The following is a 17,592-nucleotide window of genomic DNA, read 5'->3' as shown; positions in this document are numbered from 1 at the left end:
GAGGCCGTTGGACCTCGATGCCGACGTCGAGTTTACCGCGCGGCGGGCTTCAGCAGCGCGGCACGGAGCGGGTACGGCCGCTGCCGTCGATGGCGACGAAGACGAATACCGCTTCGGTGACCTTGCGCCATTCGCTGGACAGCGGGTCGTCGCTCCACACCTCGACCATCATGCGGATGGAGCTGCGCCCGATTTCCAGGGTCTGGGTGTAGAACGACAGTTGCGCGCCCACTGCCACCGGCACCAGAAAGGCCATGCGGTCGATGGACACGGTGGCCACGCGTCCGCTCGCGACGCGGCTGGCCATTGCGGTGCCAGCCAAGTCCATCTGCGCGACCAGCCAGCCGCCGAAGATGTCGCCGAAGCCGTTGGTTTCACGCGGCAGCGCGGTGATCTGCAAGGCCAGGTCGCCCTGCGGGATGGGATCTTCTTGTTCGAGCTCAATCATGCCGTGGGGCCTCTGACCCGTGAAGCTTCATTGGTTGGCGCGGTGGTGGACGCCCTGAAAACGATTCAGCGCGAAACATACTACGCTGATCTGGCTGCCGGCGGCGGCCAAAGGAAAACGCTGAGGAACCGTCTGTCCAGTGTGACCGGCGTTTTCGCACAACGTCCCACATCGCAGCCAACCTTTTCCTACAACGGGCCAGTATATAGACGGGATTGGCCAGCGACGACAGCGCAATGGTGAATAACTGTAGGGTTTTTGTATCGCTATGAGCAGCGCTTAGCAATTTGCTATCTTCGCCCTTCCCGCACCAGCAGCCGCGCCACAAGCGGCCTGTCCTATAAAAGAGAATTTCCATGACCGCCGTGCCCAACCCCCTCGAACAGCCTTCCCGGCCGCTGGCCCGCAGCGACTACAAGACCCTTTCGCTGTCGGCGCTGGGCGGCGCGTTGGAGTTCTATGACTTCATCATTTTCGTGTTCTTCGCCACGGTGGTCGGCAAACTGTTCTTCCCTGCCGACATGCCCGAATGGCTGCGCCTGATGCAGACCTTCGGCATCTTCGCTGCTGGCTACCTGGCGCGGCCACTGGGCGGCATCGTCATGGCCCACTTTGGTGACCTGCTCGGGCGCAAGAAGATGTTTACCTTGAGCATCTTCATGATGGCACTGCCGACGCTGATCATGGGCCTGCTGCCGACCTATGCGCAGATCGGCCTGTGGGCACCGATCCTGCTGCTGCTGATGCGCGTGGTGCAGGGCGCGGCGATTGGAGGCGAAGTGCCGGGGGCCTGGGTGTTCGTCTCCGAGCACGTGCCCGAGCGCAACACCGGGTATGCCTGCGGCACGCTCACGGCGGGGCTGACGGCGGGCATCTTGCTGGGCTCGTTGGTGGCCACCTTGATCAACACCCTGTACACCCCAGAGCAAGTGGCCGACTACGCCTGGCGTATTCCATTCCTGCTCGGCGGCGTGTTCGGCCTGTTCGCGGTGTACCTGCGGCGTTGGCTGCATGAAACCCCGGTGTTCGCCGAAATGCAGCAGCGCAAGGCCTTGGCCGAGGAACTGCCACTGCGTGCGGTCCTGCGCGATCACCAGGGCGCGATCGTTCTGTCGATGTTGCTGACCTGGCTGCTGTCGGCGGGCATCGTGGTGGTGATCCTGATGACCCCGGCATTGCTGCAGAGCCTGTACCACATCAGCCCCACCGATTCGCTCAAGGCCAACAGCGTGGCCATCGTTCTGCTCAGCCTGGGTTGCATCGGTGCGGGTAGCCTGGCGGATCGCTTCGGCGCCGGGCGGGTGTTCGTGCTCGGCAGTCTGGGGCTGCTGGCCTCGTCCTGGGTCTTCTACCACAGCCTGCCGACGCGCCCGGACCTGCTGTTTCCGCTGTATGCCGTCACCGGTCTGTTCGTCGGCCTGGTCGGCGCGGTGCCCTACGTGATGGTCAAGGCGTTCCCGGCCGCGGTGCGGTTCAGTGGGCTGTCGTTCTCCTACAACGTTGCCTACGCCATCTTCGGCGGCCTCACGCCCATGGTGGTGACCGGGCTGCTCAAAGTCAGCCCCATGGCGCCGGCCTACTATGTGGCGGGGCTGTGTGCGGTGGGCCTGGGGGTAGGGCTGTACCTGCTCGCACGAAAACGCTGACGACCCGACATGATGAAGGGCCTTCGCAATGATGGCCTTTCATCCATTTGTCACAATTAGGTCATATCGTGTTCATGCGGCGTGCCGATACTGGGCCCCGTTCCATCCGACACCCCCCATTCCTGCTAGGAGTAAGGCATGAAATTGAAGCGTTTGATGGCGGCCCTCACCTTTGCCGCCGCTGGCGTCGCAGCCGCCACCGCGGTCGCCGCTGTCGATCCTGCTATCCCGACCTACACCAAGACCACGGGTGTGTCGGGCAACCTCTCCAGCGTCGGTTCCGATACCCTCGCGAACCTGATGACTCTGTGGGCCGAGGCCTACAAGAAGGAATATCCGAACGTCAACATCCAGATCCAGGCTGCTGGCTCGTCCACCGCACCACCTGCGCTGACCGAGGGCACCGCCAACCTCGGCCCGATGAGCCGCAAGATGAAGGACGTCGAGCTGCAGGCCTTCGAGCAGAAGTACGGTTACAAGCCGACCGCCATTCCGGTCGCTGTCGATGCCTTGGCCGTGTTCGTGCACAAGGACAACCCGATCCAGCACCTGACCATGGAACAGGTCGATGCCATTTTCTCTTCCACCCGCCTGTGCGGTGGCAAGACCGAGGTCAAGACCTGGGGCGACGTGGGCGTGACCGGCGACCTGGCCAGCAAGCCCATCCAGCTGTTCGGACGCAACTCGGTGTCCGGCACCTATGGCTACTTCAAGGAAGAGGCGCTGTGCAAAGGCGACTTCAAGCCTAACGTCAACGAACAACCCGGCTCGGCGTCGGTGGTGCAGTCGATCAGCTCCTCGCTGAACAGCATCGGTTACTCGGGCATCGGCTACAAAACCGCCAGCGTGAAGACCGTTGCCCTGGCCAAGAAAGGCAGCAGCGAGTTCATCGAAGACACCGAAGAAAACGCCCTGAACGGCAAGTATCCGCTGTCGCGCTTCCTCTATGTGTACGTGAACAAGGCGCCGAACAAGCCGCTGGCACCGCTGGAAGCCGAGTTCGTCAAGCTGGTGCTGTCCCAGGCCGGCCAGCAGGTGGTGGTGAAGGATGGCTACATCCCGCTGCCGGCCAAAGTCGTCGAGAAGACCCTGAACGACCTGGGCCTGGCCCACAAGTAAGACGATGACCCGGAAGCGATCGGTCTTCAGCCGCCGATCGTTTCCACCGCCTTTTCAGTCCGGCGCCAGATACCTGAGCGGCGGGCTTTTTTGCGTCATTGTGTTGTCATGTTTCTGTAATACGGTGCCACTAGGGTGTGCCCATGAACGATCTGGCCAATTCTGCGATGACCCCCAATTCCCCTCCCGTGCGCATTGATTTCAATACGCCCGAGCTGCAACGCAAACGCCGTCTGCGCGCGTTGAAGGACCGCCTGACCCGTTGGTATGTGCTGGTGGCGGGCTCGCCGTGCTGGCCGCCATCACCCTGATCTTCTTCTACCTAGCCTACGTGGTGTTGCCGCTGTTCCAGGGCGCCGAGTTGACCCGCAAGCCGGCCTTGCAGCCTGCCTGGCTGCAGCAGGATGCCAGCAAGCCGCTCGCGCTTGCCCTCGAGGAGCAGAATCTGGTGGGCATGCGGGTGTCCGATAACGGCCAGGCGCTGTTCTTCGATAGCCGTACGGGTGCCGAGCTCAAGCGCGTCGAGTTGCCGGTCCCGGCCGGCGCCAGCGTCAGTTCGATCGGCAGCGACCAGCCGGGCAGCGCGCTGATGGTACTGGGCCTGTCGGACGGTCGCGCGCTGGTGTTCCATCACAGCTACAAGATCACCTACCCGGACAACAAGAAGACCATCACCCCTGATATCGACTATCCGTATGGTCAGGAGCCGATCCTGCTCGACGAGCAGGGTCGCGCGCTGGAGCACGTCACCCTGAACCGCAACGGCGACACCCTGTTGTTGGCCGGTTCGACCGGTGCGCAGTTGCAGGTGCTGTCGCTGTCGAGCAGCGAGAACATGATGACCGGCGAGGTCACCCACGAGCAGACCCGCATCGTGCTGCCGCAGATGACCGAGACGGTGAAGAACCTCTTCATCGACCCTCGTCAGCAGTGGCTGTACGTGATCAACGGGCGGGCCACGGCGGACGTATTCAGTCTGCGCGACAAGAGCCTGAACGGCCGCTACACCCTGCTCGACGATGGCAACGCGGCCATCACTGCCAGCGGCCAGCTGGTCGGTGGCATTTCGCTGATCCTCGGCGACTCCAAGGGCGGCCTGAGCCAGTGGTTCATGGCCCGTGACCCGGATGGCGAGTCGCGCCTGAAGCTGATCCGCAGCTTCCAGCTGGGCAAGGCGCCGATCGCGCAGATCGATGCCGAAGAGCGGCGCAAGGGCTTCATCGCCCTGGACAGCGACGGCAAGCTCGGCGTGTTCCACAGCACCGCGCACCGCACCTTACTGGTGGAGCCGGTGGCCGAGGGCGCCGGGCTGCTGGCGCTGTCGCCGCGGGCCAACCGCATCATGATCGAGCAAGGGGGCAAGCTGCTGCCGCTGAGCCTGCGCAACCCGCACCCGGAGGTGTCCTTCAGCGCGCTGTGGGGCAAGGTGTGGTACGAGAACTACGACGCGCCGAAATACGTCTGGCAGTCCACAGCTTCCAACACCGACTTCGAGCCCAAGCTGAGCCTGTCGCCGCTGACCTTCGGCACGCTCAAGGCGGCGTTCTACGCGATGATCCTGGCCGCGCCGCTGGCCATCGCCGCCGCCATCTACACCGCCTACTTCATGGCGCCGGGCATGCGCCGCAAGGTCAAGCCGGTGATCGAGCTGATGGAGGCGATGCCGACGGTGATTCTCGGCTTCTTCGCCGGCCTGTTCCTGGCCCCGTATCTGGAAGGCCATCTGCCGGGCGTATTCAGCCTGTTGCTGATCCTGCCCATCGGCATCCTGGTCACCGGCTTCGCCTGGAGTCGCCTGCCCGAATCGATCCGCCTGCGCGTGCCGGACGGCTGGGAGGCGGCGATTCTGATCCCGGTGATCCTGGCGATCGGCTGGCTCGCACTGCACCTGAGCCCGGCGGTGGAAAGCGCCTTCTTCGGCGGCGACATGCGCCTGTGGATCCGCGAAGAGCTGAAGCTCAACTACGACCAGCGCAACGCCCTGGTGGTGGGGATCGCCATGGGCTTCGCCGTCATCCCCAACATCTACTCCATTGCCGAGGACGCTGTGTTCAGCGTGCCGCGCAGCCTCACCCTGGGCTCGCTGGCCCTGGGCGCGACACCTTGGCAAACGCTGACCCGCGTGGTCATCCTGACCGCCAGCCCCGGCATCTTCTCGGCGCTGATGATCGGCATGGGCCGGGCAGTGGGCGAGACCATGATCGTGCTGATGGCCACCGGCAACACCCCGGTGATGGAGCTGAACCTGTTCGACGGCATGCGCACCCTGGCCGCCAACGTGGCGGTGGAAATGCCCGAATCGGAAGTCGGCGGCAGCCACTACCGTGTGCTGTTCCTCGCCGCCCTCGTGCTGCTGCTGTTCACGTTCGTGATGAACACCTTGGCCGAGCTGATTCGCCAGCGTCTGCGCAAGAAATACTCGTCGCTTTGATAGAAAGGTAGAGATCCGTGAAACAGGATTCCCTCAAAGGCTGGTTCAAGAGCGGTGCGCCCGGCGTGTGGATCAGCGGTGGCGCGGTGGCCATGGCGGTGATCATGACCCTGGGCCTGCTCGCCGTGATCGCCGTACGTGGCCTGGGCCACTTCTGGCCTGCCGATCTGATCCAGGCCACCTACCAGGTGCCCGGGCAGGCCGACGTGGTGATTGTTGGCGAAGTGGTGCAGAAGGAAGAAGTCCCTCGTGTGCGCCTGAAGGATGCCGGCTTGCCGGTGCCCGAGAATGGCCCGGAGTTCATGACCCGCGAGCTGGTCAAGGTGGGTAACCGCGACCTCAACGGCAGCGACTTCACCTGGCTGGTCGGCGACTGGCTGGTGGACCAACGCCGGCCGACCGACCTGATGGCCCTGGAGCGCCGCGAGTGGGGCAACTTCTATGGCTACCTGGTGAGCGTCAAGGAGCAGGGCCGTGTGGTCGCTTCTGGCCCCAGCGCCTGGAACGAACTGCAGGCGCGACTCAAGCGCGCCGACGCGCTCAACGACCAGCTTGTCAGCCTGGAAAAAAAGGACATCGGGTCGATCAACCATGGACTGGAACGCCTGCGCCTGCACAGCCGCAAGCTGGAATTGCAGGGCAAGCTGGACGCGGCAGCCCAGGCCGATATCGAGGCCGAGCGCGCCGAGCTGACCAGTCGTTACAAGACCATCGAAGAGCGCCTGACCGAGCTGCACCAGGCCTTCGCCCGTGACAGCCTGGTGGCTCGCGACGGCAGCGGCCGACAGGTCGAGATCAACTTGAGCAAGGTGGTGCATGCCATCCAGCCCAACAACATGTCGACCCTGGCCAAGCTGGGGGCTTATTTCAGCAAGGTCTGGGAATTCCTCAGGGACGACCCGCGCGAGGCCAACACCGAAGGGGGGATCTTCCCGGCCATCTTCGGCACGGTGATGATGACCTTGATCATGGCGGTGATCGTCACGCCATTTGGCGTGCTGGCGGCCGTTTACTTGCGCGAGTATGCCCGGCAGGGGCCGGTCACTCGCCTGATCCGTATCGCTGTGAACAACCTGGCAGGGGTGCCGGCGATCGTCTATGGCGTGTTCGGCCTGGGCTTCTTCGTCTACGTGCTCGGTGGCTCCATCGACCGCCTGTTCTTCCCCGAATCGCTGCCGGCGCCGACCCTGGGCACGCCGGGCCTGCTGTGGGCCTCGCTGACGCTGGCGCTGCTGGCCGTGCCGGTGGTGATCGTCGCCACCGAAGAGGGGCTGGCGCGCATTCCACGTACCGTGCGCGAAGGTTCATTGGCACTCGGTGCGACCAAGGCCGAGACCTTGTGGAAGATCGTGCTGCCGATGGCCAGCCCGGCGATGATGACCGGCATGATCCTCGCCGTGGCCCGCGCCGCCGGCGAAGTGGCGCCGCTGATGCTGGTGGGTGTGGTGAAGCTGGCGCCGTCGCTGCCGGTGGATGGCAACTACCCTTACCTGCACCTGGACCAGAAGATCATGCACCTGGGCTTCCATATCTACGATGTCGGCTTCCAGAGCCCCAACGTCGAGGCCGCGCGGCCGCTGGTGTACGCCACCGCCCTGTTGCTGGTGCTGGTCATCGCGACCCTCAACCTGTCGGCGGTATGGATCCGCAACCACCTGCGCGAGAAATACAAGGCACTCGACAGCTGATCCCGCCCGCACGCCGCAAGCCGATTCGACGCAGGCCCCTATTTGCAGCGTGCAGCTCAGAGCTCGCAGCTAAAAAACCGGAGTACGACCATGCAACACGATACTCATAACCACGGCATCGACATGTCGGCCCTGGGGCGCAACAAGCAAAGCCTGCGCCTGGCCGAAGAAACCGTGGCCATCGAAGTGCCGGGTCTGTCGCTGTTCTACGGTGACAAACAGGCGCTGTTCGATGTGCAGATGAACATTCCCAAGCAGCGTGTCACCGCCTTCATCGGCCCGTCCGGTTGCGGCAAGTCGACCCTGCTGCGCACTTTCAACCGCATGAACGACCTGGTGGACGGTTGCCGCGTCGAGGGCGCCATCAACCTTTACGGCCACAACATCTACCGCAAGGGCGAGGACGTGGCCGAGCTGCGTCGTCGAGTGGGCATGGTGTTCCAGAAGCCCAACCCGTTCCCTAAGACCATCTACGAGAACGTGGTCTACGGCCTGCGCATCCAGGGCATCAATAAGAAGCGCGTGCTGGACGAAGCGGTGGAGTGGGCGCTCAGGGGCGCGGCGCTGTGGGATGAGGTCAAGGACCGCCTGCACGAGTCGGCGCTGGGCCTGTCCGGTGGCCAGCAGCAGCGTCTGGTGATCGCCCGGACCATCGCCGTGGAGCCGGAAGTGCTGTTGCTCGACGAACCCTGCTCGGCGCTGGACCCGATCTCCACGCTGAAGGTCGAAGAGCTGATCTACGAGCTCAAGTCCAAGTACACCATCGTCATCGTCACCCACAACATGCAGCAGGCCGCACGGGTTTCGGACTACACCGCGTTCATGTACATGGGCAAGCTGATCGAGTTCGGTGACACCGATACGCTGTTCACCAACCCGGCCAAGAAGCAGACCGAAGACTACATTACCGGCCGCTATGGCTAAGCGCCCTTGGGCGCAGCCGCACGTTTTGAGCTGCAAGCCACGAGTCAAGGCAGCTCGCGCGGCGACAGGGAACCACAGGAACTACTTGAAGCTTGCAGCCAGCAACTTCGCGGAGCGAACGCATGATCAACAAAGACAGCCTCACCCATCACATTTCCCAGCAGTTCAATGCTGAGCTCGAAGAGGTGCGCAGCCATCTGCTGGCGATGGGCGGCTTGGTCGAGAAGCAGGTCAACGACGCCGTGACTGCGCTGATCGAAGCCGATTCGGGGCTTGCCCAGCAGGTGCGTGAGGTCGATGAACAGATCAACCAGATGGAGCGCAACATCGACGAAGAGTGCGTGCGCATCCTCGCCCGGCGTCAGCCGGCGGCGTCCGACCTGCGTCTGATCATCAGCATCTCCAAGTCGGTGATCGACCTGGAACGCATCGGCGACGAGTCGACCAAGATCGCCCGACGCGCTATTCAATTGTGCGAAGAAGGCGAGTCGCCGCGTGGCTACGTGGAGGTGCGGCACATTGGCGATCAGGTGCGCAACATGGTGCGCGACGCGCTGGACGCCTTTGCCCGCTTCGACGCTGACCTGGCGTTGTCGGTGGCGCAGTACGACAAGACCATCGACCGCGAATACAAGACCGCCCTGCGTGAGCTGGTCACCTACATGATGGAAGATCCACGCTCGATCTCGCGGGTTCTCAGCGTGATCTGGGCACTGCGCTCCTTGGAGCGCATCGGCGACCACGCGCGCAATATCTCGGAATTGGTGATCTACCTGGTGCGCGGTACCGATGTACGCCACATGGGCCTCAAGCGCATGAAAGCCGAGGTTGAAGGCGACCCGTTGGCGGCGCTGGAAAAGGCTAATGTTCCGGGGCAATCTGACGATAAATAGTATTGCCCCGTGCATCGACGCCCGGCCCAAGCCGGGCGTTTTCGTTGGTGGCAGATGCTGCAGGTACCCGCGAACTGTCTTGAAACGTCCCGGCGTGAACAGTGCTTTGGCAAATTGCCATCATTCGGCGGTAAGCTAGTCGGGATTCAAGAGGAGTATCGATGAGTAAAGTCAATGTGCTGGTCGTGGACGATGCGCCGTTCATCCGCGATCTGGTAAGAAAGTGCCTGCGCAATGCCTTCCCCGGCATGGTCATCGAAGACGCGGTCAACGGCCGTAAAGCTATGGCCATGCTGACCAAGGAACGCTTCGACCTGGTCCTGTGCGACTGGGAGATGCCGGAAATGTCCGGCCTCGAACTGCTGGCCTGGTGCCGCCAGCAGCCTGAGATGAAAGCCATGCAATTCATCATGGTGACCAGCCGTGGCGACAAGGAGAACGTGATCCAGGCCATCCAGGCCGGCGTCTCCGACTTCGTCGGCAAGCCGTTCACCAATGAGCAACTGCTGACCAAGGTGAAAAAGTCGCTGCAGCGCATCGGCAAGCTCGAAGGGCTGATGTCGGCGGGACCTGCGCGGGTGAATTCGGCATTCGCCAACGATTCGCTGAGCGCCCTCACCGGCGGCAAGCCTGAGGCGGCCAAGGTCGCGGCAGCGCCGTCCGCAGCAGCCAAACCGCTGATCAATGCGCCGGCCCCGCAGAGCGCCGCCGCCGCTGCTGCCGCAGCGCCGAGTGGACGTGGCCAGGGCCAGTTGCGCCTGTCCAGTGGCAACCAACCTTGTGTGATCAAGGCGCTGAGCCTGAAGGAGGCCCTGCTGGTGGTGCGTCGCAGCGCGGTGCTGCCGCAGGTGCTCGAGGGCGCGGTGCTCGATCTGGAGCAGGGCGAGAACGCTGAGGTGGCGCGTCTGAACGGCTACCTGCACGCCGTCGCCGCGCTCGAGCCCAAACCCGAGAGCGACTGGTTGCAGTTGACGTTCAAGTTCGTCGATCAAGATGCACAGAAGCTCGACTACCTGTCGCGGCTGATCGCTCGCGGCACCGCGCAGAAGCACTTCATTCCCGGCGCCTGATCCGTCCGGCCGCTCGCGATCGTTTGCCGCTCCCCTACAGGAGCGGTGTTTCAGTCCAGTTTGACCACTTTGGACAGCACGATCTTCGGGCCTTTCATCTTCTTGATGATGATCCGCAGGCCCTCGACTTCCAGCACTTCCTCTTCCTCAGGCACGCGCTTGAGCGATTCGTAGACCAATCCGGCAAGGGTCTCGGCCTCGATATGATCGAGGTCGACGCCCAGCAGGCGTTCGACCTTGAACAATGGCGTGTCGCCACGCACCAGCAGCTTGCCTGGTTGGTAGGCGAGGATGCCGCGCTCGGCCTTGCGGTGTTCGTCCTGGATATCGCCGACCAGCACTTCCAGCACGTCTTCCATGGTCAGGTAGCCGATCACCTTGCCATCGGCTTCCTCGACCAGCACGAAGTGCGCGCCGCCCTTGCGGAACTGCTCCAGCAACTGCGACAGCGGCATGTGCCGTGAGACGCGTTCCAGAGGGCGTGCCAGCTCTTCCAGGTCGATGCGCTCGGGCAGGTGGTCGAGCTCGGCCAACTCCAGCAGCAGGTCCTTGATGTGCAGCAGCCCGGTGAATTCCTCGCGCTCGGCGTCGTACACCGGGTAGCGGCTGAACTTGTGGCGTCGCAGCATCGCCAGGATGGTCTTGAGCGGCGCCTTGGCGTCGATTACCACCATGTCTTCGCGCGAGTTGGCCCAGTCGACCACCTCCAGTTCGCCCATCTCCACCGCCGAAGCGAGCACGCGCATGCCTTGGTCGCTCGGATCCTGGCCACGGCTGGAGTGCAGGATCAGCTTCAGTTCCTCGCGGCTGTAGTGGTGCTCGTGGTGCGGCCCGGGCTCGCCCTGGCCGGCGATGCGCAAGATGGTGTTGGCGCTGGCATTGAGCAGGTAGATGGCCGGGTACATCAGCCAGTAGAACAGGTACAGCGGTACCGCCGTCCACAGCGACAGCAGTTCAGGCTTGCGGATCGCCCAGGACTTGGGCGCCAGCTCGCCGACCACGATGTGCAGGTAGGAGATGACGAAGAAGGCGATGAAGAACGACACGCCCTTGATCAGCTCCGGGCTGTCGACGCCCAGGTAGGCCAGCAGCGGTTCGAGCAGGTGGGCGAACGCCGGCTCACCGACCCAGCCCAGGCCCAGGGAGGCCAGGGTGATACCCAACTGGCAGGCCGACAGGTAGGCATCGAGTTGATTGTGCACTTTGCGCAGGATGCTGCCGCGCCAGCCGTGCAGTTCGGCGATGGACTCGACGCGGGTCGCGCGCAGCTTGACCATGGCGAACTCGGCGGCAACGAAGAAGCCGTTGAGCACAACCAGGAACAGGGCAAAAAGGATCATGCCGAAATCGGCGAACAGTGACGCGAGGTTGAAACCAGGGGAAGGGTCCATGATGGAGTTTTTACGGGGTCCGTCTTCGATAGGGGGAGAAAAAAAGTGCCAGCTCAAGCTGGCACAGGGGATCCAATGTAGCGGCTGGTGCCGCAAAAGCAAAGGGGACTGATGTCATTGCCGAGCGTCAGCGGCTGGCGCCGACTAATTGTGCCGGGGCGAAGTGACAGGTGAAGGTGCTGCCGTGACCGGGCACGCTGCTGATCTCCAGCTTGCCGCGATGGCGCATCAGCACGTGCTTGACGATCGCCAGGCCCAGGCCGGTGCCACCGGTATTGGACGCGCGGCTGGAGTCGACGCGGTAGAAGCGTTCGGTCAGGCGCGGCAGGTGCTTGGCGTCGATGCCCACGCCAGAGTCCTGCACGCTCAAGTGCGCACCTTGCTCGTCGGCCCACCAGCGAATACGGATGTTGCCGTCTTCCCCGGTGTACTTCACGGCGTTGAACACCAGGTTGGAGAAGGCGCTGCGCAGCTCCGATTCGCTGCCCTTCAGGCGCACGCCGGGCGCCGCCTCCAAGGTGATGTGCTGACGCTTGGGGCCTGACAGCGCCTGGGCGTCGCCCTTGATCGACTGCAGCAGCGTGTCCACGGCCACCGGCTGGTTGTCGGAGGGGTAGTCGGTGGCTTCGAGCTTGGCCAGCAGCAGCAGGTCGTTGAGCAACGTCTGCATGCGCGAGCCTTGCTGGCTCATCTGCTGCAGGGCGCGGGCCCAGCGCGGATTCACATCCTCGACGTTGTCCAGCAGGGTCTCCAGGTAGCCGGTGATCACAGTCAGGGGGGTACGTAGCTCGTGGGAAACGTTGGCGACGAAATCCTTGCGCATCTGTTCGAGCAGATGGATACGGGTGACGTCGCGCACCAGCATCAGGTGCTCGTTGTTGCCATAGCGGGTGATGTTCAGTTGCACGCGCAGACGGTCGTTGATGGGCGAGGGGATTTCCAGCGGTTCGACGTAGTTCTCCGCTTCGAAGTACTCCTTGAAGCGTGGATGGCGGACCAGGTTGGTCACCGGTTGTCCGCCGTCCTGAGGGGTCTTGAAGCCCAGCAGGGTCTCGGCGGCGCGGTTCCACCACTCCAGGTTGCCGTCGCTGTCGAGCATGATCACCGCATCGCGCAGGGCTGCGGTGGACTCCTGCACCCGGTCGATCACCGCTTGCAGGCGGCCGCGCACGCGCTGATCGCGGCGTTGCAGGTGATAGATGCTGTCGAACACTTCGCCCCACAGCCCGTAGCCGTCGGGCGGTGCCTCGTCGGGTTGATGGTTGCGCAGCCAGTCGTGCAGGCGCAGCAGTTGCTTGAGGGTCCAGCCCAGGTACAGCGCCAGGCCGATGGCCAGGCTCCAGCCGTACTCGCCGCTGGCCAGCCCACCGACCAGGCAGACGGTGATCAGCAACAACAGATGACGAATCAGGGTCGCATGCCAGTTCTGGTTCAATTAGGGGATCCTTCGGATCCAGCGGCTAGTTGCGAGCGGCGAGCTGCAAGTAGAGGCGGATCGGTGGTGCATTCACGTCCATTTATGGGCTTGGCGCTTCGCTTTTCAGCTCTTGGTGGAGAAGCGGTAGCCGGTGCCGCGTACGGTTTGTACCAGATTTTCGTAGGCTTCACCCAGCGCCTTGCGCAGGCGACGGATGTGCACGTCGACGGTCCGCTCTTCCACATAGACGTTGCCGCCCCAGACCTGATCGAGCAGTTGGCCACGGGTGTAGGCGCGTTCCTGGTGGGTCATGAAGAATTGCAGCAGACGGTATTCGGTCGGGCCCATTTCGGCGGGTTTTCCGTCGATGGTCACGCGGTGGCTGATCGGGTCGAGCAGCAGGCCGCCGACTTCGATGGGCGCCTCACTGTCGCTCGGGCCGGTGCGGCGCAGCACGGCTTTCAGGCGGGCCACCAGTTCGCGGGGTGAGAAGGGTTTGGTGATGTAGTCGTCGGCACCGACTTCCAGGCCCTGGATCTTGTTGTCCTCTTCGCCTTTGGCGGTGAGCATGATGATCGGAATATCGCCCGTCAGTTCGTCGCGCTTGAGGCGGCGCGCCAGCTCGATGCCGGAGGTGCCGGGCAGCATCCAGTCGAGCAGGATCAGGTCCGGCTTGCGGTCGACGATGATGGCATGGGCCTGCTGGGAGTTCTCCGCTTCGAGGCAGTCGTAGCCGGCCATTTCCAACGCAACGGCGATCATCTCGCGAATAGGCGCTTCGTCGTCGACGATCAGAATGTTCCTGCCAACCATGCTCAAACCTCTCCCATCTATGGTGTCTTGGCCCGCATTAGATAACGGAATTATTGCAGCTGTGTGACAGGGCGTTGGCCATTCTGGCGACATTGCATGAACGGAGGGGCTTCGCGGCGTGGCGCCGGCACCACTGAAAATCCGGTGCGGGAGGGGATGGAATACGGCTTGTCGGGGCGGCAGCCCACTGGCGATTGCGGCGCAGGCCGGTGCCTGCGCCGGCCTGGCGTTCAGCGCAGTGCGTAATCCAGCACCACGCCGATGAAGATCAACAGCCCCGCCCAGTGATTGTGCAGAAACGCCTTGAAGCAGGCGTCGCGCTGCCGTGTGCGGGTCGACCAGAACTCCCAGGCGAAACAGGCCAGCGCCGCCAGCAGCCCCAGGTGGAACCACCCTCCGAGCGCGAAGCGGCTGCCGGCCAGCAGCAGACAGCCCAGTGACAACACCTGCAGCGTGAGGATGATCACCCGGTCGGCGTCACCGAACAGGATCGCGGTGGACTTCACGCCGATCTTCAGGTCGTCGTCGCGATCGACCATGGCGTAATAGGTGTCGAACGCCACCGTCCACAGCAGGTTGGCGATGTACAGCAACCAGGCGGCGGCAGGCACCTCGACGCCGGCCGCCGTGAAGGCCATGGGAATGCCCCAGGAATACGCCGCACCCAGGACCACCTGCGGGTAATAGGTGTAGCGCTTCATGAACGGGTAGCAGAAGGCCAGCGCTGCGCCACCGAAGGACAGCCACACGGTACTGACGTTGGTGCACAGCACCAGCAGGAAACTGATACCGGTCAGCACGGCGAACAGCAGGACCGCTTCGCGCGGTTTCACCCGACCGCTGGCCAGAGGGCGATCGGCAGTTCGTTTGACATGACCGTCCACCTTGCGGTCGGCGAAATCGTTGATCGCGCAGCCCGCCGCTCGCATCAGCGCTACGCCCAGGCCGAATATCAGCACATTGGCCAGCGTCGGTGAGCCGTTGCCAGCGATCCACACCGCCGACAGCGTTGGCCACAGCAGCAGGTAGATGCCGATGGGGCGATCCAGGCGACTGAGCTGCACGAAGTCCCAGGCCCGGGGATGCAGGCGGTTCAGCGATTTAAGCAGGTTCAGGTACATCAGGACGGCACCTCTTGCTCAGCCTGCCACAGTGCCGGCAGGAAGACCTCGGCGACCAGCAGGTCGAGGCCGTCGCGAGAGAAGCGCGAGCGTCGCCCCCACAGCCCGGCGCTGGCGCTGGGCGCGGGCAGCCAGGATTCGGGATAGCGGCACACTTCGATGGGCTGGCGAACGAACGCCTGGTCGCAGAACAGCAGCTCGCCCAGCGAGCGGCTGCCCAGCGTTTCCAGATCCAGGCCACCACGCTCCAGCGCTGCACGGCTGGCGACGCTGCGGGCGAACACCCAGGGCTGATCGTGGCCGCGCAGGAACACTTCGCGGACCCAACCCTGGGCGCCGGGCTCCAGGCTCAGTGCCTGGCATTCGTCGGCACGCAGCGGCTGCCAGCCTTCGCTCAGGGGCGTCACGCAGAAGTGATCGTCGGACAGGCGTGTCAGGCGGCGGGTCAGGGAGCCCTCGTCGAACAACCAGTCGCGGGTGCGCGGGTCGAGCTCGCTCGCCAGCTGTGAATACGCCAGCCACGCGACAGCGGCTGCTTGCGGGGATTCGTACGGCACGTCGGTATGCTTGCTACATCCAGAGAGGCGGCGAGCTTAGCATGATTGCCCGGTAGGCTTGCATCCTGCCCGCCGGGCCAGTAAAAAGCCCCCATGAATTGCGCGGTGAGTGCAGTGCAGGCCTGCCCGCGCAGCCGTCACCCGACGCAACACGACGCCTGACCGAGGATCACCAATGAAGAAGTGGCAATGCATCGTCTGTGGCCTGATCTATGACGAAGCCGAGGGCTGGCCGGACGACGGCATCGCGCCCGGCACCCTTTGGGAAGACGTGCCAGACGACTGGCTGTGCCCGGACTGTGGCGTAGGCAAGAGCGACTTCGAAATGATCGCCATCGGCTGATCGAAGACCCTTTCAGAGAGGAACCCCGACATGACGTCACCTGTAGTGATCATCGGCACCGGCCTTGCGGGCTACAACCTGGCCCGAGAGTTTCGCAAGCTCGACAGCGAAACGCCGCTGCTGCTGATCACCGCCGACGACGGGCGTTCCTATTCCAAACCGATGCTGTCCACCGGCTTCGCCAAGCAAAAAGGCGCCGACGAGCTGTGCATGGCAGAGCCCGGCGCGATGGCCGAGCAGCTCAATGCCGAGATCCGCACCCATACGCGTATCAGCGGTATCGACCCCGGCCACAAGCGCCTGTGGATCGGCGAGGAGGCTGTGGCCTATCGCGACCTGGTGCTGGCCTGGGGCGCACAGACGGTACAGATACCGGTAGAAGGCGACGGTGGGCAGCACATTTTTCCGATCAACGACCTGGAGGATTACGCCCGCTTTCGCGCCGCGGCTGTCGGCAAGCGGCGCGTCCTGGTGCTCGGCGCGGGGTTGATAGGCTGTGAGTTTGCCAACGACCTCACCTTGGGTGGCTACCAGTGCGATGTGGTCGCGCCGTGCGAGCAACTGATGCCGACGCTGCTGCACCCCGCTGCCGCGCATGCAGTGCAGGCTGGCCTGGAGCAGTTGGGCGTGCGCTTTCATCTCGGACCGGTGCTGACGCGACTGCAGTGTGTCGACGAGGGTTTGCAGGCGCAACTGTCCGATGGCAGCGTGATTGCCTGCGACCTGGTGGTATCCGCCGTGGGCCTGCGGCCTCGCACCGATCTGGCGGCGGCGGCTGGGCTGCTGGTCAATCGAGGCGTGGTTGTGGATCGCCAGTTACGCACATCCCACGCCAACATCTTTGCCCTGGGCGACTGCGCCGAGGTCGACGGTCTCAACCTGCTCTACGTCATGCCCTTGATGACCTGCGCCCGCGCCTTGGCGCAGACGCTTGCCGGCAATCCCACGGGCGTGACTTACGGGCCGATGCCGGTGACGGTGAAGACGCCAGCATGCCCGCTGGTAGTTTCGCCCCCGCCACTGGGGCGAGAGGGGACTTGGCGTATCGAAGGGCAGGGCAACGACCTGAAAGTGCTGTGCCACAGCGCTGAAGGCGAGCTGCTCGGCTATGCGCTCACCGGCACGGCGGTCATGGAAAAACTGGCCTTGAATCGACAGCTGCCACCGCTGTTGGCGTGAATGGCGTCCGGAGTGTCATTTGCGTCGTGTTCTAGACGCGACAATGGCCGCGCAGATACTGGCGCGCCCCCGGCCTGCATGCCATCCTCACTGGCGTCTGCCGCAGACTAGAGCCTGTGGCGCCTTGGGCGCTGCATTCGCAGGCAGTACGGCATAACAACAAAAAATCCCGTCTAAGAGGCTTCACTATGCGTAAACCAGAACTCGCCGCCGTCATCGCTGAAAAGACCGACTTGACCAAGGACAAGGCCAATCAGGTCCTGAACGCGATTCTCGACAGCATCACTGGCGCGCTCGACAAAGATACCGTCACGTTGGTTGGTTTCGGTACCTTCGAAAAACGTCATCGTGGTGCGCGCACTGGCAAGAACCCGCAGACTGGACAACCGGTCAAGATCAAGGCCAGCAATACCGTGGCGTTCAAACCGGGTAAGAACCTGCGTGACACCGTCATGACCTCCGGCAAGCCGGCTAAACCGGCGAAGAAAGCCAAGTAACCGACAGACATTCGAGTGTCATCCAGACGGGCGCCTATTGGCGCCCGTCGTATTT

At 63.5% G+C, this 17,592-nt stretch carries 15 protein-coding genes and 1 pseudogene; 10 read left to right on the top strand and 6 right to left on the bottom strand.

Annotated features, from left to right (window positions below; all coding sequences use genetic code 11):
• Nucleotides 1–49: 49 nt before the first annotated feature.
• Nucleotides 50–448 carry an acyl-CoA thioesterase gene (locus tag GKC70_RS23245; RefSeq protein ID WP_029612256.1) on the bottom strand — a complete coding sequence of 133 codons (399 nt, stop codon included), beginning with the start codon at nt 446–448 and terminating at the stop codon, nt 50–52.
• 356 nt (nt 449–804) lie between these two features.
• Between GKC70_RS23245 and GKC70_RS23240 the strand changes: the two genes are divergently transcribed.
• The 7 genes and pseudogenes from GKC70_RS23240 to GKC70_RS23210 all read left to right on the top strand — a co-directional run bounded on the left by GKC70_RS23240 (nt 805) and on the right by GKC70_RS23210 (nt 10,219).
• The gene (locus tag GKC70_RS23240) at nt 805–2,094 is read left to right on the top strand and encodes an MFS transporter (protein WP_342650049.1); all 1,290 of its coding nucleotides are present in this window, start codon (nt 805–807) and stop codon (nt 2,092–2,094) included.
• Nucleotides 2,095–2,232: 138 nt separating this feature from the next.
• The gene (locus GKC70_RS23235; RefSeq protein WP_029612258.1) at nt 2,233–3,213 is read left to right on the top strand and encodes a phosphate ABC transporter substrate-binding protein PstS; all 981 of its coding nucleotides are present in this window, start codon (nt 2,233–2,235) and stop codon (nt 3,211–3,213) included.
• A 143-nt stretch (nt 3,214–3,356) separates the two neighbouring features.
• A pseudogene (locus GKC70_RS23230) lies at nt 3,357–5,644 on the top strand (ABC transporter permease subunit).
• Nucleotides 5,645–5,661: 17 nt separating this feature from the next.
• Nucleotides 5,662–7,332 (top strand): phosphate ABC transporter permease PstA, encoded by a 1,671-nt coding sequence (pstA, locus tag GKC70_RS23225; RefSeq protein WP_342650048.1) that lies wholly within the window; start codon nt 5,662–5,664, stop codon nt 7,330–7,332.
• A gap of 90 nt (nt 7,333–7,422) precedes the next feature.
• Nucleotides 7,423–8,256 (top strand): phosphate ABC transporter ATP-binding protein PstB, encoded by an 834-nt coding sequence (pstB, locus tag GKC70_RS23220; RefSeq protein ID WP_039582425.1) that lies wholly within the window; start codon nt 7,423–7,425, stop codon nt 8,254–8,256.
• A 122-nt stretch (nt 8,257–8,378) separates the two neighbouring features.
• Nucleotides 8,379–9,149: a phosphate signaling complex protein PhoU gene (phoU, locus tag GKC70_RS23215; RefSeq protein WP_039582427.1), complete on the top strand. Its 771-nt coding sequence runs from the start codon at nt 8,379–8,381 to the stop codon at nt 9,147–9,149.
• 161 nt (nt 9,150–9,310) lie between these two features.
• On the top strand, nt 9,311–10,219 hold the full coding sequence (locus GKC70_RS23210; protein WP_029612261.1) for a response regulator: 909 nt from the start codon (nt 9,311–9,313) through the stop codon (nt 10,217–10,219).
• Nucleotides 10,220–10,269: 50 nt separating this feature from the next.
• Here the strand turns inward: GKC70_RS23210 and GKC70_RS23205 are convergent, their stop codons facing one another.
• The 5 genes from GKC70_RS23205 to GKC70_RS23185 all read right to left on the bottom strand — a co-directional run bounded on the left by GKC70_RS23205 (nt 10,270) and on the right by GKC70_RS23185 (nt 15,518).
• Nucleotides 10,270–11,610: a hemolysin family protein gene (locus GKC70_RS23205; RefSeq protein WP_029612263.1), complete on the bottom strand. Its 1,341-nt coding sequence runs from the start codon at nt 11,608–11,610 to the stop codon at nt 10,270–10,272.
• A 127-nt stretch (nt 11,611–11,737) separates the two neighbouring features.
• On the bottom strand, nt 11,738–13,045 hold the full coding sequence (gene phoR, locus GKC70_RS23200) for a phosphate regulon sensor histidine kinase PhoR (protein WP_039582429.1): 1,308 nt from the start codon (nt 13,043–13,045) through the stop codon (nt 11,738–11,740).
• A gap of 105 nt (nt 13,046–13,150) precedes the next feature.
• A complete protein-coding gene (gene phoB, locus GKC70_RS23195) occupies nt 13,151–13,840 on the bottom strand; it encodes a phosphate regulon transcriptional regulator PhoB (protein ID WP_003253341.1) in 690 nt (229 codons plus the stop codon).
• Nucleotides 13,841–14,070: 230 nt separating this feature from the next.
• A complete protein-coding gene (gene ubiA, locus GKC70_RS23190; RefSeq protein WP_342650047.1) occupies nt 14,071–14,961 on the bottom strand; it encodes a 4-hydroxybenzoate octaprenyltransferase in 891 nt (296 codons plus the stop codon).
• Nucleotides 14,961–15,518, bottom strand: a complete 558-nt coding sequence (locus GKC70_RS23185) for a chorismate lyase (protein ID WP_342650046.1) — start codon at nt 15,516–15,518, stop codon at nt 14,961–14,963. Before GKC70_RS23185 ends, ubiA begins: the two co-directional genes overlap by 1 nt.
• A gap of 175 nt (nt 15,519–15,693) precedes the next feature.
• Here GKC70_RS23185 and rubA point away from each other — a divergent pair, with 175 nt between their 5' ends.
• The 3 genes from rubA (at nt 15,694) to GKC70_RS23170 (ending at nt 17,537) form a co-directional block, all read left to right on the top strand.
• The gene (rubA, locus tag GKC70_RS23180; protein WP_342650045.1) at nt 15,694–15,861 is read left to right on the top strand and encodes a rubredoxin RubA; all 168 of its coding nucleotides are present in this window, start codon (nt 15,694–15,696) and stop codon (nt 15,859–15,861) included.
• 30 nt (nt 15,862–15,891) lie between these two features.
• Nucleotides 15,892–17,040, top strand: coding sequence for an FAD-dependent oxidoreductase (locus GKC70_RS23175; protein WP_342650044.1), 1,149 nt, complete (start codon nt 15,892–15,894; stop codon nt 17,038–17,040).
• A 188-nt stretch (nt 17,041–17,228) separates the two neighbouring features.
• Nucleotides 17,229–17,537 carry an HU family DNA-binding protein gene (locus tag GKC70_RS23170; RefSeq protein WP_029612270.1) on the top strand — a complete coding sequence of 103 codons (309 nt, stop codon included), beginning with the start codon at nt 17,229–17,231 and terminating at the stop codon, nt 17,535–17,537.
• Nucleotides 17,538–17,592: the final 55 nt, after the last annotated feature.

The sequence above is a fragment of the Pseudomonas sp. REB1044 genome (genome assembly GCF_038813925.1).
Taxonomy (GTDB): Bacteria; Pseudomonadota; Gammaproteobacteria; order Pseudomonadales; family Pseudomonadaceae; genus Aquipseudomonas; species Aquipseudomonas boreofloridensis.
This window is presented reverse-complemented; position numbering and strand designations above follow the sequence as displayed.